Origin of the sequence: Enterobacter sp. AC1, from assembly GCF_050434705.1 — a bacterium.
Lineage (GTDB): Bacteria > Pseudomonadota > Gammaproteobacteria > Enterobacterales > Enterobacteriaceae > Enterobacter > Enterobacter cloacae_L.
This window is the reverse complement of record NZ_JBNDIZ010000005.1, coordinates 247,969-260,605: the sequence shown is the minus strand read 5'-3', so window position 1 is coordinate 260,605 and position 12,637 is coordinate 247,969. Positions and strand designations below refer to the sequence as shown.

11 protein-coding genes are annotated in these 12,637 nt (G+C 58.8%); 3 read left to right on the top strand and 8 right to left on the bottom strand.

All coding sequences use genetic code 11. The annotated features are described in order from the left end of the window. Positions 1 to 17: 17 nt before the first annotated feature. A complete protein-coding gene (locus M2433_RS16185) occupies positions 18 to 1,343 on the bottom strand; it encodes a PTS sugar transporter subunit IIC (protein WP_047347466.1) in 1,326 nt (441 codons plus the stop codon). Positions 1,344 to 1,354: 11 nt separating this feature from the next. Beyond that, entirely contained in the window at positions 1,355 to 1,669 is a 315-nt protein-coding gene (locus M2433_RS16180; protein WP_248186120.1) for a PTS sugar transporter subunit IIB, read from the bottom strand. Between the two features lie 293 nt (positions 1,670 to 1,962). Between M2433_RS16180 and M2433_RS16175 the strand changes: the two genes are divergently transcribed. Continuing rightward, positions 1,963 to 2,913, top strand: coding sequence for a LacI family DNA-binding transcriptional regulator (locus tag M2433_RS16175; protein WP_429055238.1), 951 nt, complete (start codon positions 1,963 to 1,965; stop codon positions 2,911 to 2,913). A gap of 61 nt (positions 2,914 to 2,974) precedes the next feature. Here M2433_RS16175 and M2433_RS16170 read toward each other — a convergent pair whose 3' ends face one another. From M2433_RS16170 to M2433_RS16150, 5 genes are all read right to left on the bottom strand, one after another. Further along, positions 2,975 to 3,271 carry a YicS family protein gene (locus tag M2433_RS16170; protein ID WP_047347467.1) on the bottom strand — a complete coding sequence of 99 codons (297 nt, stop codon included), beginning with the start codon at positions 3,269 to 3,271 and terminating at the stop codon, positions 2,975 to 2,977. A 119-nt stretch (positions 3,272 to 3,390) separates the two neighbouring features. Then, positions 3,391 to 4,755, bottom strand: coding sequence for an efflux transporter outer membrane subunit (locus M2433_RS16165; protein ID WP_429055241.1), 1,365 nt, complete (start codon positions 4,753 to 4,755; stop codon positions 3,391 to 3,393). Next, entirely contained in the window at positions 4,755 to 7,865 is a 3,111-nt protein-coding gene (locus M2433_RS16160) for an efflux RND transporter permease subunit (protein ID WP_429055243.1), read from the bottom strand. The genes M2433_RS16165 and M2433_RS16160 overlap by 1 nt, the downstream gene beginning before the upstream one ends. After that, positions 7,865 to 8,986 (bottom strand): efflux RND transporter periplasmic adaptor subunit, encoded by a 1,122-nt coding sequence (locus M2433_RS16155; RefSeq protein ID WP_429055245.1) that lies wholly within the window; start codon positions 8,984 to 8,986, stop codon positions 7,865 to 7,867. Before M2433_RS16155 ends, M2433_RS16160 begins: the two co-directional genes overlap by 1 nt. Before the next feature lie 148 nt (positions 8,987 to 9,134). Then, positions 9,135 to 9,704, bottom strand: coding sequence for a TetR/AcrR family transcriptional regulator (locus tag M2433_RS16150; protein WP_429055247.1), 570 nt, complete (start codon positions 9,702 to 9,704; stop codon positions 9,135 to 9,137). A gap of 187 nt (positions 9,705 to 9,891) precedes the next feature. On the opposite strand from M2433_RS16150, the gene M2433_RS16145 reads away from it, so the two are divergent. Then, positions 9,892 to 10,311 carry a GNAT family N-acetyltransferase gene (locus M2433_RS16145; RefSeq protein WP_059310279.1) on the top strand — a complete coding sequence of 140 codons (420 nt, stop codon included), beginning with the start codon at positions 9,892 to 9,894 and terminating at the stop codon, positions 10,309 to 10,311. Here the strand turns inward: M2433_RS16145 and M2433_RS16140 are convergent. Further along, positions 10,308 to 10,955 (bottom strand): TetR/AcrR family transcriptional regulator, encoded by a 648-nt coding sequence (locus tag M2433_RS16140; RefSeq protein WP_429055250.1) that lies wholly within the window; start codon positions 10,953 to 10,955, stop codon positions 10,308 to 10,310. The two genes, M2433_RS16145 and M2433_RS16140, sit on opposite strands and share 4 nt — an antisense overlap. Before the next feature lie 93 nt (positions 10,956 to 11,048). Here M2433_RS16140 and M2433_RS16135 point away from each other — a divergent pair, with 93 nt between their 5' ends. Continuing rightward, positions 11,049 to 12,533, top strand: coding sequence for an MDR family MFS transporter (locus tag M2433_RS16135; protein WP_429055252.1), 1,485 nt, complete (start codon positions 11,049 to 11,051; stop codon positions 12,531 to 12,533). Positions 12,534 to 12,637: the final 104 nt, after the last annotated feature.

Below are 12,637 nucleotides of genomic sequence, written 5' to 3'. Positions count from 1 at the left end.
GACTCTTCCTCTTTGACTTAATGGCTTGCGGTCTCGGCGGCGCCGACGGTCGCCTGAGCTTTCTGCTCCTCGTTTTTCATCAGCGTCCGCTCATAGGCGCGCAGGAACGGCAGGTACATCAGCGCGGACATCACCATGCAGACGAGGCACATCACCACCGGGCTCAGCGCCCAGTTTGCCGCCCACGAGGCACCAATCGGTGCAGGCGTGGTCCACGGGGTCAACGACACAACCTGTGCCAGCCAGCCGAGCTTTGTTGCGCCGTACGCCAGGCAGGCGTTGACCAGCGGAACGAACACGAACGGGATAAACAGCATCGGGTTCATGATGATCGGCGCGCCGAACAGAATCGGCTCGTTGATGTTAAAGAAGCTTGGCACCACGCCCATTTTGCCGATGGTGCGCAGATGGGTCACTCGGCTGCGCAGCAGCAGGAACGCCAGCGGCAGCGTGGAGCCTACGCCGCCAATCAGCAGGTAGTGATCCCAGAAGCCCTGCAGGTAGACGTGCGGCAGCGCCGCGCCGGCCGCCAGCGCCGCCTGGTTTGCCGAGAGGTTTGCCATCCAGAACGGGTTCATGATGCCGGTGACGATCAGCGAGCCGTGAATACCGGCAAACCAGAAGATCTGGCACAGCAGCACGGAGAGCAGAATCGCGGGCAGTGAGTCAGACGCTGACACCAGCGGCTCCAGCAGGTGCATAATCGCCTGCGGGATAATCATGCCGGTCTGCGCTTCGATGAACAGGTTCAGCGGGTGAAGCGTGCCGATCACCACCATCACCGGGATCAGGATCTCAAACGAGCGCGCCACGCCGGTCGGGACTTCTTTCGGCAGGCGAATGGTCACGTTGTTCTGCTTCAGCCACGCATAGACGCGGGTAGCGTAAATTGCGGTGATCAGCGCGGTGAAGATGCCCTGGCCGGAGAGATACTGCGTGGAGATCTTGCCGTCGGCATACGGCGCGGCAACCAGCAGGAAGGCCATAAAGGCCAGCAGGCCGGACATCACCGGGTCGAGGTTAAACTGACGACCCAGGCTCGCTCCAATCCCCACCGAAATGAAGAAGGTCATCACGCCCATGCTGAGGTTAAACGGCAGCATCAGCTGTTCGCGATAGGTCTGGGAGAAATCCAGCCAGCCGCGGGCGAAGCTGTTGGTGGTATCCGCCGAGAACGGCGGGAAGATGAACACCAGCATAAACGAGCCGATGATCATGAACGGCAGCGCGGCGGTAAAGCCGTCGCGGATGGCAATCACATACTTTTGCTGACCGAGCTTCGCGGCCAGCGGGGTAATTGACTGCTCAATCACCGCGACCATGGATTGATATAACGAACTCATGTGAACACCTTTTAGTTTGCCGCTTCGATAAGCGACAGAGCATAGTCCAGTACTTTATCGCCACGCTGCATGCCGTAGTCCATCATGTCGATGGGCTGTACCGGAATGCCTTTTGTAGCCGCCTTGTCTGAGAGTGTCTGTAACATGTATTTCACCTGCGGTCCGAGAAGAACAACCTGGTACTGCGGAAACTGCGTATCAAATTCAGAAACGCCGTACGCATCAATCTTCACCGGCAAACCACGTTCTTTCGCAACATCGACCATTTTGCTGACCAGCAGGCTGGTGGACATCCCTGCGGAACAGCACAGCATTATCTTGAACATCGACAACCATCCTCTAAATGTAAAAAGTTATTGCGCTGATGATTGGATATCATATGGAAACCGGTTTCCATTTATAAAAGATGGAAGTGTGACAACCATCAAGAACCCTGATTTATGAGGCTGATTAACCCGATGTGCGTCACATAATTTGGCTGTTTTGACATCATTTTGAGTGGAAACGGAAAATCGATTTCCATGGAAAACGGAAACGGATATACTCCGTTCTGGCTATAATGTGAGCCGAAGCGGTCATGGAATTTGCAGGCACGAGGTAAGCCTGTCAGGGGAAAGAGATGTCGACAATCAATGATGTATCACGTCTTGCCGGGGTGTCTAAAGCCACGGTATCGCGAGTGTTGAGTGGGTCGCGTGGCGTAAAGGAAGCCAGCCGTCAGGCCGTTCTGAAGGCCGTGGATGAACTTAACTACCGCCCTAATGTGATTGCGCAGTCGCTGCTGAGCCAGTCGACGGGCTGTATCGGGGTCATTTGCGCCCAGGAAAACATTAACCAGACCACCGGTTATCTCTACGCGCTGGAAAAACAGCTCAGCCAGCATCAAAAACATCTGCTGCTGCGCTTCGCGCATAGCAAAGCGGAAGTGATGCACGCCCTGGAAGAGCTCTCCTGCGGGCTCTGCGATGACATCCTGGTGATTGGCGCGCGTTTCCCGCTGGACGTCGATATGGACAACGTTATCCTGGTTGACTGTATGGAGTCTGATAACGCCAACAGCATCCAGTTCGATCACGCCTTTGCCGCTGAAACCGCCTGCAACTACCTCACCAGCCAGGGGCGTCGCCAGATTGCGCTGATCCACCCGCACGGCAGCGGTTTTGCCGACCAGGTGCTGCTCGGCTACAAACACGCGCTGGAGAAAAATTTCCTGCCCTTTAATCGCAACCTTGTTTTTATGGACGCGACCTCCTCGTCCGTTGCGCTACAGGAGCTGCTGAATAACGCCAGCACGCTGAATTTCAACGCGCTGCTGGTGGCAGACGAACAGGAAGCCCAGCGGGTGATCCCGCAGCTGCAGGCGTTTAACAAATCCGTGCCGGACGACATTATGGTCTTCAGCCTGGCCGGATCGCTGCACCTGCCGGGTATTCCGGTGATCCCGGCGATTGAATATTCAATGGATGCCATGGCGGCGCGTATCGTGAGCTGGCTGACGGAGAAAACGCAGATGCTCGGGTCCTACGTTCTGCGCGGGGATTTGATTATTCCGGACGTGCGTAAGCGTTAAAAATGTTGTGTAGGCCGGGTAAGGCGCCGCCGCCACCCGGCGAGAAGCACGTTTCCAGCCCTCAATAATCTTCCATACAATCCACCTGGCCAATCGCCGCCCAGTAGGCGTCCAGGTTGTCGCGCTTGACGGCGGTAATGGCGTTTTTGATCAGCAGCTGATTGGCCTCGGACGACAAAATCATCTCCTGCCAGGCCTTATCGCTCTGTTTTTTCTGTGGCGTACAGGTTTTCTTCACATCTCTAAGAACCTGTTGCTTGATTTGGGCCTCTTTCGCCGGGTCGTCCTTTTCCTGAGCATGGACAAACGCAGCGAAGAGCAGACAAACCAGCAGGCAGACCAGGTGCGCAGCTTTCATCGAAACCTCCTTTGAGAGACACATGCTTCCCATGAAATATATCGTTACATTCAGTGTAGCGACGCCAGCCGAAAGTATGAATTTTCTCTTCACCGCGCTTCAGGATTGACCCGCAAGCGTTACTGAATACCGCCCCCGAGCGACTGCCACAGGGTGATGCGGTTTTCCAGGTCGGTCTGTTGTAACGCGATTAGCGACGACTGCGCCGACCACAGCGACCGCTGCGCGGTCAGTACCGTCAGATAATCCCCCGCGCCCGCCTGATAGCTGCGGGTCGCCACGTCCAGCGTTTTTTGCTCGGCCGCCACGTATTCTCGCTGGGCATCCAGCTGCTCGCTGAGCGTGTCGCGGCGCGCCAGCGCATCGGCCACGTCTTTAAACGCGCTCTGGATGGCTTTTTCGTAGGTCGCAATTAACCCTTTTTTCTCGGCTTCCGCATAGCGCAGCTGCGCCAGATTGTTGCCGCCGCTGAACAGCGGCAGGTTGATGGACGGCGCGAATGACCAGACCTTCATTCCGTGGCTGAACAGGGACGACAGCGAATCGCTGCCGACGCCCGCGCTGGCGGTAAGCGAGATGGTCGGGAAGAAGTTGGCGCGCGCGGCACCGATGTTCGCGTTGGCGCTCAGCAGGTTATGCTCGGCCTCCTGAATATCCGGGCGACGCAGCAGCGCGCTGGAGCTGACGCCCGCCGGGATCAGCGTGATGGCGTTATCGCTCAGGCTCTCCAGCGTGCCGGGTAGCAGGTTCTCCGGCACCGTGTCGCCCGCCAGCAGATTGAGGGCATTTTTGTCCTGCATCACCTGCGTCTGGTAGCTCGCCACGCTGGCGCGCGCCTGCTGGTAAACCGCCATCGCAGAGCTGACGTCCGTTGCCGCCGCCACGCCGACCTCACGCTGGCGCTTCACAATCTTGAGCGAGTTCGCCGCGCTCTCCATCGTCGATTTCGCCAGCGCCAGGTTGCTGTTATCTGCCGCCAGGGTCACCCACGCCGTGGTCAGCTCGCTGACCATCGTCAGGCGCGTGTTTTGCGCGGTGAACTCGCTGGCAAGCCACGTTTCACGCGCCGCGCGCGACAGGCTCTGGTTACGGCCAAACAGATCCAGCTCGAAGCTGGAGACCGCGCCGTTGGCCTCATCGCTTGTCGCGACGCCGCTTGCCAGCGTGCGGCTGCGGGTGTGGCTCAGCTCCGCGTCCACCGTCGGGAACAGGGACGAGCGCGTTTCGCCGTACTGGGCGCGGGCGGCGTCGATATCCGCAATCGCTTTTTGCACGTCGCGGTTGCTGTTCAGCGCCATCGTCACCACGCTTTTCAGGCGCGCGTCGTTCATCACCTGCTGCCACTGGCTCACCACGGCGGTGGCTTCACCATGGGCGCCCGGCAACGTCGCCGGGACGGGCGCGTCCGGGCGCTGATAAGTGGGATCTAACGACACGCAGCCCGCGCTCAGCAGCGCTAACGTTAATACGGTTACACGAAACATTATGACCTCCGGTTTGCGTGCTTACCGGAGAACAGACGTTTCACCAGTACGAAGAATAACGGAACGAAGAAGATCGCCAGCAGCGTGGCGGCGAGCGTTCCACCGATAATGCCGGTTCCGATCGCCACCCGGCTGTTGGCCCCCGCCCCGGTGGCAATTGCCAGCGGCGTCACGCCTGCGATAAACGCCAGCGAGGTCATGATGATGGGGCGAAGACGCGTCTGAGCGGCTCGCATTGCCGCACGCGTCAGGGAGTAACCTTCCGCGACTTTTGCCTCGGCAAATTCAACAATCAAAATGGCGTTCTTCGACGACAGGCCGATGGTGGTCAGCAGCGCCACCTGAAAATAGACGTCATTGCTCAGGCCGCGCAGGGAGGCGGCAAGCGCCGCGCCCAGCACCCCAAGCGGGATCACCAGAATGACCGAAATCGGCACCGACCAGCTTTCATACAGCGCCGCCAGACACAGGAACACCACCAGGATCGAGAGGGCATAGAGGCTCATCGCCTGACCGCTCGCCAGTTTTTCCTGCAACGACAAACCGCTCCACGCCCAGGTGCTGCCGGACGGCAGGTTATTCGCCAGCTGCTCCATTGTGCTCATCGCCGTGCCGGAGCTGGCGCCGCTGGCGTTCTCGCCCTGAATTTCATACGCCGCCGAGCCGTTGTAGCGCACCAGGCTTTCCGGACCATACTCCCAGCGGGTGGTGGCGAAGGCAGAGAACGGCGTCATGGTGCTGTCGCTGCCGCGTACATACCATTTGTTGAGATCGGACGGCACGGCGCGAGCGTCGCTGTCGCCCTGGATATAGACCTTCTTCACGCGACCGCGATCGATAAAGTCGTTCACGTAGGTGCCGCCCCAGGCGCTGGAGAGGGTGTCGGTGACGTCGCTCAGGGTGAGCCCCAGCGACACGGCTTTGTTGTTGTCGATATCGACCTGAAGCTGCGGCATCTGCGGCAGATCGTTGGCGCGCACGGCGTGCAGCGAGCTGTCCTGATTGGCTTGACCAATCAGCTGGTTACGCAGTTTCAGCAGCGCGTCGCGGTCGGTGCCGCCGCTGGCCATCAGCTCAAAGGTAAAGCCGTTGCTCTGGCCCAGGCCGTCCACCGCCGGCGGCGTCATGGCGAAGATGGTTGCATCGCGGATGGTGCTCAGCTCCTGCGTGGCGCGCAGGGCAATGGCCTGAGCGGTATTTTCATCGCCCTTACGTTCGGACCAGTTTTTCAGGGAGACAAACGCCATCCCGGCGTTCTGGCCGCTGCCGCTGAAGCTGAAGCCTTCAATGGTGAAGATCACGTTGGTGTTGGCTTTCTCTTTGGTGAGGAACCACTCGCGCACCTGGCGGCTGACTTCGGCGGTACGCACCGTCGTCGCGCCGGCTGGCAGGGTGTACTGCACCATGATTTCGCCCTGGTCTTCCGTCGGCAGGAAGCTGCCCGGCAGCTTCAGCATGGCAAACCCCATCGCGCCGCAGAGCAGGGCGTAGATGACCAGCATACCGCCGGAGCGGCGCAGGGCCCGCAGCACCTTGTTCTGGTAGCCGTGCTCGGTCCTGCTGTAGAAGCGGTTAAAGGCGCCGAAGAAACCTTTCTTGTGCGGAGCCGTGTGGCTCAGAATGGAGCCGCAGAGCGCCGGCGTCAGGGTCAAGGCCACCACCACGGAGAGCAGCATCGCCGAAATGATGGTGACCGAGAACTGACGGTAAATCACACCGGTGGAGCCGCCGAAGAAGGCCATCGGCAGGAATACCGCAGAGAGCACCAGCGCAATGGCAATCAGCGCGCCGGAGATTTCGCCCATCGATTTTTCGGTCGCTTCCCGGGCAGGCAGCCCCTCGTCGCGCATAATACGCTCGACGTTTTCCACCACCACGATGGCGTCATCCACCAGCAGGCCGATGGCCAGCACCATCGCAAACAGCGTCAGGGTGTTAATGGAATAGCCGAACAGCGCCAGCACGCCGAAGGTGCCCAGCAGGACCACCGGCACCGCCAGCGCCGGGATCAGCGTGGCGCGAATGTTTTGCAGGAACAGATACATCACCACCACCACGAGGATAATGGCTTCGAACAGGGTCTGAATCACGTCCTCAACCGAGATCTTGATGAACTCGGTGCTGTCTTTCGGGTAAGCCACGTCGTAGCCTTCCGGCATCGACTTTTTGAACTCGGCGATTTTATCCTTCACCGCCGTGGCGGTGTTGAGCGCGTTAGCGCCCGGCGAGAGCATCACCGCCATGCCTGCGGCAGGGTGGCCGTTGAGCTTCGCGGTGGCGGTGTAATCCTCGCTGCCCATCTCCACGCGGGCGACGTCGCTGATGTGCACGACCGCGCCGCTGGACTGGCTCTTCACGATGATGTTTTTAAACTGATCCACCGTCTGCAGGCGCGACTGGGCGCGCACGGTGGCGGTCAGCTGCTGGGCGTTCGACGAGGGCAGCGCGCCGATTTTACCGGCGGAAACCTGCACGTTCTGCGCTTCAATCGCGCTCTGCACGTCGGACGGCATCAGCGAGTAGGAGGCCAGCTTCGCCGGGTCGAGCCAGATGCGCATGGCGTATTCCGCCCCGAACACCTGCAGGCTGCCGACGCCCTCGACGCGCGCCAGCGGGTCCTGCATATTGCTCACCAGCCAGTCGGCGATATCCGAGCTGCTGGCGGTGTCGGTTTTATCGTACACGCCCATGATCAGCAGGAAGTTGCTCTGCGATTTCTCGACGGTAATGCCGGACTGCTGCACCTCGGTCGGCAGGCGAGATTCCGCCTGCTGAACCTTGTTCTGCACCTGCACCTGCGCAGTGTCCGGGTCGGTGCCCTGCTCGAAGGTGACGTTGATGCTTACCGACCCGTCCGAGCTGCTGGTGGAGGTGAAGTAGAGCAGGTTATCCAGCCCGGTGAGCTGCTGCTCGATCACCTGCGTTACGCTGTTTTCCAGCGTCTGCGCGGAGGCACCGGTGTAGGTGGCGGAGATCTTGATCGACGGTGGGGCGACGTCCGGGTACTGCGCGACCGGCAGCGAGCGGATAGCCAGCATCCCGGCGAGCATGATCAGGATGGCGATTACCCAGGCAAATACCGGGCGACGCACGAAGAAACGGGAAAACATCAGGCGTTTCCTCCGCTGGCTTTCATCTCTTCAGCCTTCACCTGCTGGCCGGCGGTGACTTTGTCAGTACCTTCCACAATCAGCCTGTCGCCCGACTTCAGTCCGCTCAGCACCAGCCATTTGTCGCCGTAGGTGTCACCCGTTTCGAGCTGACGCTGCTCGACCTTGTTGCTGGCATTCACCACCAGCGCGGTAGCGGTGCCTTTGGCGTCGCGGGTGATGCCCTGCTGAGGGGCCAGGATCGCGTCGTTCATGATGCCCTCATGCACTCTGGCGCGGACAAACATCCCCGGCAGGAGCTGATGCTGCGGGTTCGGGAAGACGGCGCGCAGCGTGACGGAGCCGGTTGATTCATCCACCGCGACTTCGGTTAACGCCAGGCGGCCTTTTTCACCGTAGGTGCTGCCGTCTTCGAGGATTAAGGACACGCTTAGCGTATCGCTATTCGCGGCAAGAGTTTGCTTACGTAACCGCAGCAGATCGGCGCTGGAACGGGTTAAATCAACGTACATTTGGTCGAGCCCGCGAATGGTGGCGAGCGCGGTGTCCTGCTGGGCGGTCACCAGCGCGCCGGGGGTGACGGAGGAGATGCCGATACGTCCGGCAATCGGCGCGGTGACGGTGGTCCAGTTAAGGTTAATGCGCGCGCTCTCCTGCGCGGCCTTCTTTGACTCGACGCTGGCCTTGTCCTGTGAACAGGTGGATTTGGCGTCCTCCGCGTCCTGACGCGACACGCCGTCATCTTTCACCAGCTGCGCGTAGCGCCGGGCCTTCTGGCAGTCGGCCTCGACCAGCGCCTGGGCCTGCTTTAGCGCCGCGGCGGCTTCATCAAACGCGGCGCGGTAGCTGGAGGGATCGATTTGATACAGCGCCTGGCCGGCTTTCACCGTATCGCCTTCGGTGAAGAGCCGCTTCTGGATAATGCCGCCCACCTGTGGACGCACTTCGGCGCTCATCGTGGCGGTCGTGCGGCCAGTCAGTTCACTGACGACGGACACCGGCTGGCTCATGAGCGTGACAATCCCCACTTCCGGAAGGGGATGCTGGGGAGCAGATGTTTGCGCATTATCGCACCCTGTCAGGAGGAATAATGCTGCGATGGAGGTTGTTATGGTTTTCATAATCTTTTTCCAGGGTGAACGATGCCTGCCCTGTTAATGGCTTAGCAGGGAGGAGGGCTAATTAAAGGCACAGCGATACCGCATCTCTGGCTGAGCCAGAAATGTAAAAATGGGGAATAACTTATTCCCGCTAATTATTCATATGCGATTACTTCGCACTGAAAAGCATATTTAAAATATCCTGATAAATGGGCTCTAATTGTTCTGAGGGTACTTTTAATGGCGTAAGTCGACGATAAATCGTGCCTTCAATCATCACGGCGGTAATCTCCACGCAGCAGCGAATATGCTCATCGCTCAGGTGGGGAAACTGTTTTTTCAGATGCGCACAGGCGTTGGCGAACATACGTGATTCGGCTTCTGTCAGCATGGCGGCAACCTGAGGGTTACGCGTGGCCTCAGCGGACATTTCGAGCATCAGCGCATCGTCATCTTCGTTAAGCGTCTGCCGCCAGGCGAGGGCCTGCGGCATCCCCTCCACCAGCGTTTTACCCTGCATCTCCTCGATGCGCGAGTCGATGATGCGGCGGATCATCTCTTCAATAATCGCGTCTTTGTTGCTGAAATAACGATAAATTTGCCCGACGCTGAGCTTCGCCTCGCTGGCAATTTGCGACATGCTGGCAGCATGAAATCCGCTTGCGCGAAAGCAGCGGCGTGCGGCGGTGACGATCTCGTCCTGGCGCAGTTTTTGTCGTTCTTCCAGCTTTGTGCTCATCGTCGGTTACCGTTTAAAAGTGAGAATGATCGTTCTCATTATACGTTTTGGGTTCGTTTTGGAAAGGCTTTTTTTATTTACATATTGAATGAATATTTCCTCGTTTAAACAATGGAGGAAATAAGGAGTTTTTATGAAGGTTAAGCTGTGAGATATTTAGATTGCGTGGAAAATAAAGGAGAAAAATATGCACCTGAACATAACAGAAAATGTAACACCTGCAGAAAAAGAAGAGTTATTAACGGGGCTGAGAGCGTATAACGCGCGGTTTTTAGATCTGGCGACCTTTAGCGGCGATATGGGTGTCTACGTACGAGACGAAAAAGGCGTCATGCTGGGTGGCTTGATTGGCGTGCGGAAAGGCGACTGGCTGAATATTGATTTTCTCTGGGTGAGCGACACCGTGCGGGGCACCGGCGTGGGCAGCCAGCTCATCAAAGCGGCCGAAGATGAAGCCAGACGTAAAGGCTGCAAGCACGCGCTGGTGGATACCGCCAGCTTCCAGGCGCGTCCGTTCTACGAAAAACAGGGATATCAGCTGCAGATGTCTTTGCAGGATTACCCCTATGCGGGTATGCAGAGACACTATCTGGCGAAGGCGCTCTAGCCACCGATCCCGCTGCCAATCACCGCGAGCGCATGACGCACAACAACATCTGGCGAGAGGGCTTTCAGCCTCTCGTCATTACGCATGCGTGAGAACGGAACCAGCACCAGGCTCAGCAAGGTCGTAAACAGCAGCTCGGGTGCCAGCGCCTGATTCAGCTTCCCTTCCTGCTGCCAGCCTTTGAGGGTGGCGAGCGTCGCCTGATACTTCTCATCACCAAACCGCGCTTGCAGATGGGTGCGCAGGACCGGCATTTCGCCAATCACCTCCTGCATCCACAGCGGCGCAAACCAGTGATACTGTTCCGCCAGCTCTGCCAGCACCTTTACCATTTCCGTCAGGGCGTTGACCGGAGAATCCCGGTTATCGGCGAAAATCGTTCCGATCCTCTCGCGTAACGGCAGGAAACGCTCCTCAATCATCGCATCCAGCAGCTGCTCCCGGGAGTTGAAGTAGTAGTGCAGCATTGCGGGGGTCACGCCTGCCTCTTTGGCTATTGCATTTAACGACGTGTTGGCGATCCCCTGGCGGGAAAAAAGGGTCAGCGCGATGTCCAGCAGCTCTTCGCGGCTGGCGGTGGCGCGCTTACCGCCGCGAGGGCGGCCCGGGCGGCGCGGTTCAGAATTGTCCTTTTGTGCTGGCATGGCCACAGTATCTCTTGATCTTATTCATCACTTCCACAAATATTAATTATACGATTAATTAATTTCAAGTGATGTCTTATGGAGTCCGACGTAATGGCTCAACCCGCGCAGAAAGCGCCGTCGATCAAGCTGCTGTTCAGCGCGCTGCTGCTGGTGATGCTGCTCTCCGCGCTGGATCAAACAATTGTCTCCACGGCGCTGCCGACCATTGTCGGCGAACTGGGCGGCCTGGATAAACTCTCCTGGGTGGTCACGGCCTACATCCTCAGTTCCACCATCGTGGTGCCGCTGTACGGAAAGTTTGGCGATCTGTTTGGGCGTAAAATCGTCCTGCAAATCGCCATTGTGCTGTTCCTTGTGGGCTCCGCGCTGTGCGGGCTGGCGCAAAACATGACCCAGCTGGTGCTGATGCGCGCCCTTCAGGGCCTGGGCGGCGGCGGCCTGATGGTCATCAGCATGGCCGCCGTGGCGGACGTGATCCCGCCTGCCGATCGCGGGCGCTATCAGGGGCTGTTTGGCGGCGTGTTTGGGCTGGCAACGGTCATCGGGCCGCTCATTGGCGGGTTTATCGTCCAGCACGCCTCCTGGCGCTGGATTTTCTACATCAACCTGCCGCTGGGGCTGTTTGCATTGCTGGTCATCGGCGCGGTATTCCACGGCAGCGCGCGGCGCAACAAGCATGAGATTGACTATCTGGGGGCGATTTACCTCAGCATGGCGCTGCTTTGCATCATCCTGTTCACCACCGAAGGCGGGACCGTTCGTCAATGGAGCGACCCGCAGCTGTGGTGCATTCTGGCTTTTGGCCTGACGGGCATTGCCGGGTTTATCTACGAGGAGCGGCTGGCGTGGGAGCCGATTATCCCGCTGTCGTTGTTCCGCGACCGTAGCTTCCTGCTCTGCAGCCTGATTGGCTTTATCATCGGCATGTCGCTGTTTGGCTCAGTGACCTTCCTGCCGCTGTATTTGCAGGTGGTGAAAGACGCCACGCCAACGCAGGCCGGTTTGCAGCTCATACCGCTGATGGGCGGGCTGCTGCTGACCTCCATTATCAGCGGGCGCATTATTAGCCATACCGGGAGATACCGCCTGTTCCCGATCCTCGGCACCCTGCTCGGCGTGGTGGGGATGTTTTTACTGACGCGCATTTCGCTCACCTCCCCAACCTGGCAGCTGTATCTGTTCACCAGCGTGCTGGGCATGGGGCTGGGACTGGTGATGCAGGTGCTGGTGCTGGCGGTGCAGAACAGCGTCTCTGCCGAGCAATACGGGGTGGCGACCTCTGGTGTCACGCTGTTCCGCTCCATCGGCGGGGCGATCGGTGTTGCGCTGTTTGGCGCGGTGTTCACCCATGTTCTTCAGGCGGGGCTGATGGACAGGTTGCCTGAAGGGGCAGAGCTGCCGCACGAGCTGAACCCGACCGCCATTCATCATCTGCCTGACGCCCTGAGGCTGGACTACCTTGATGCGTTCGGCTCGGCCATTCATGCGGTGTTCCTGCTGGCGGCGGGCATTATGGTGCTGGCGTTTGCGCTGTCGTGGTTTTTACGCGAGGCGCCGCTGCGCCGGCAGGCGTGATGCCCAGCGCCACCCGGCAATAGGCCGCATATAACTTATCCTTCTTATTGATTCTTTTTCGGTTTTTATTCCAGCGTCGCGTTGTCGATATAGTCTTCAAAACG

What these genes read in the sequence shown, in the direction of transcription:
- M2433_RS16185 (WP_047347466.1), bottom strand. Translation starts at nt 1,343, where the DNA reads ATGAGTTCGTTATATCAATCCATGGTCGCGGTGATTGAGCAGTCAATT.
- M2433_RS16180 (WP_248186120.1), bottom strand. Translation starts at nt 1,669, where the DNA reads ATGTTCAAGATAATGCTGTGCTGTTCCGCAGGGATGTCCACCAGCCTG.
- M2433_RS16175 (WP_429055238.1), top strand. Translation starts at nt 1,963, where the DNA reads ATGTCGACAATCAATGATGTATCACGTCTTGCCGGGGTGTCTAAAGCC.
- M2433_RS16170 (WP_047347467.1), bottom strand. Translation starts at nt 3,271, where the DNA reads ATGAAAGCTGCGCACCTGGTCTGCCTGCTGGTTTGTCTGCTCTTCGCT.
- M2433_RS16165 (WP_429055241.1), bottom strand. Translation starts at nt 4,755, where the DNA reads ATGTTTCGTGTAACCGTATTAACGTTAGCGCTGCTGAGCGCGGGCTGC.
- M2433_RS16160 (WP_429055243.1), bottom strand. Translation starts at nt 7,865, where the DNA reads ATGTTTTCCCGTTTCTTCGTGCGTCGCCCGGTATTTGCCTGGGTAATC.
- M2433_RS16155 (WP_429055245.1), bottom strand. Translation starts at nt 8,986, where the DNA reads ATGAAAACCATAACAACCTCCATCGCAGCATTATTCCTCCTGACAGGG.
- M2433_RS16150 (WP_429055247.1), bottom strand. Translation starts at nt 9,704, where the DNA reads ATGAGCACAAAGCTGGAAGAACGACAAAAACTGCGCCAGGACGAGATC.
- M2433_RS16145 (WP_059310279.1), top strand. Translation starts at nt 9,892, where the DNA reads ATGCACCTGAACATAACAGAAAATGTAACACCTGCAGAAAAAGAAGAG.
- M2433_RS16140 (WP_429055250.1), bottom strand. Translation starts at nt 10,955, where the DNA reads ATGCCAGCACAAAAGGACAATTCTGAACCGCGCCGCCCGGGCCGCCCT.
- M2433_RS16135 (WP_429055252.1), top strand. Translation starts at nt 11,049, where the DNA reads ATGGCTCAACCCGCGCAGAAAGCGCCGTCGATCAAGCTGCTGTTCAGC.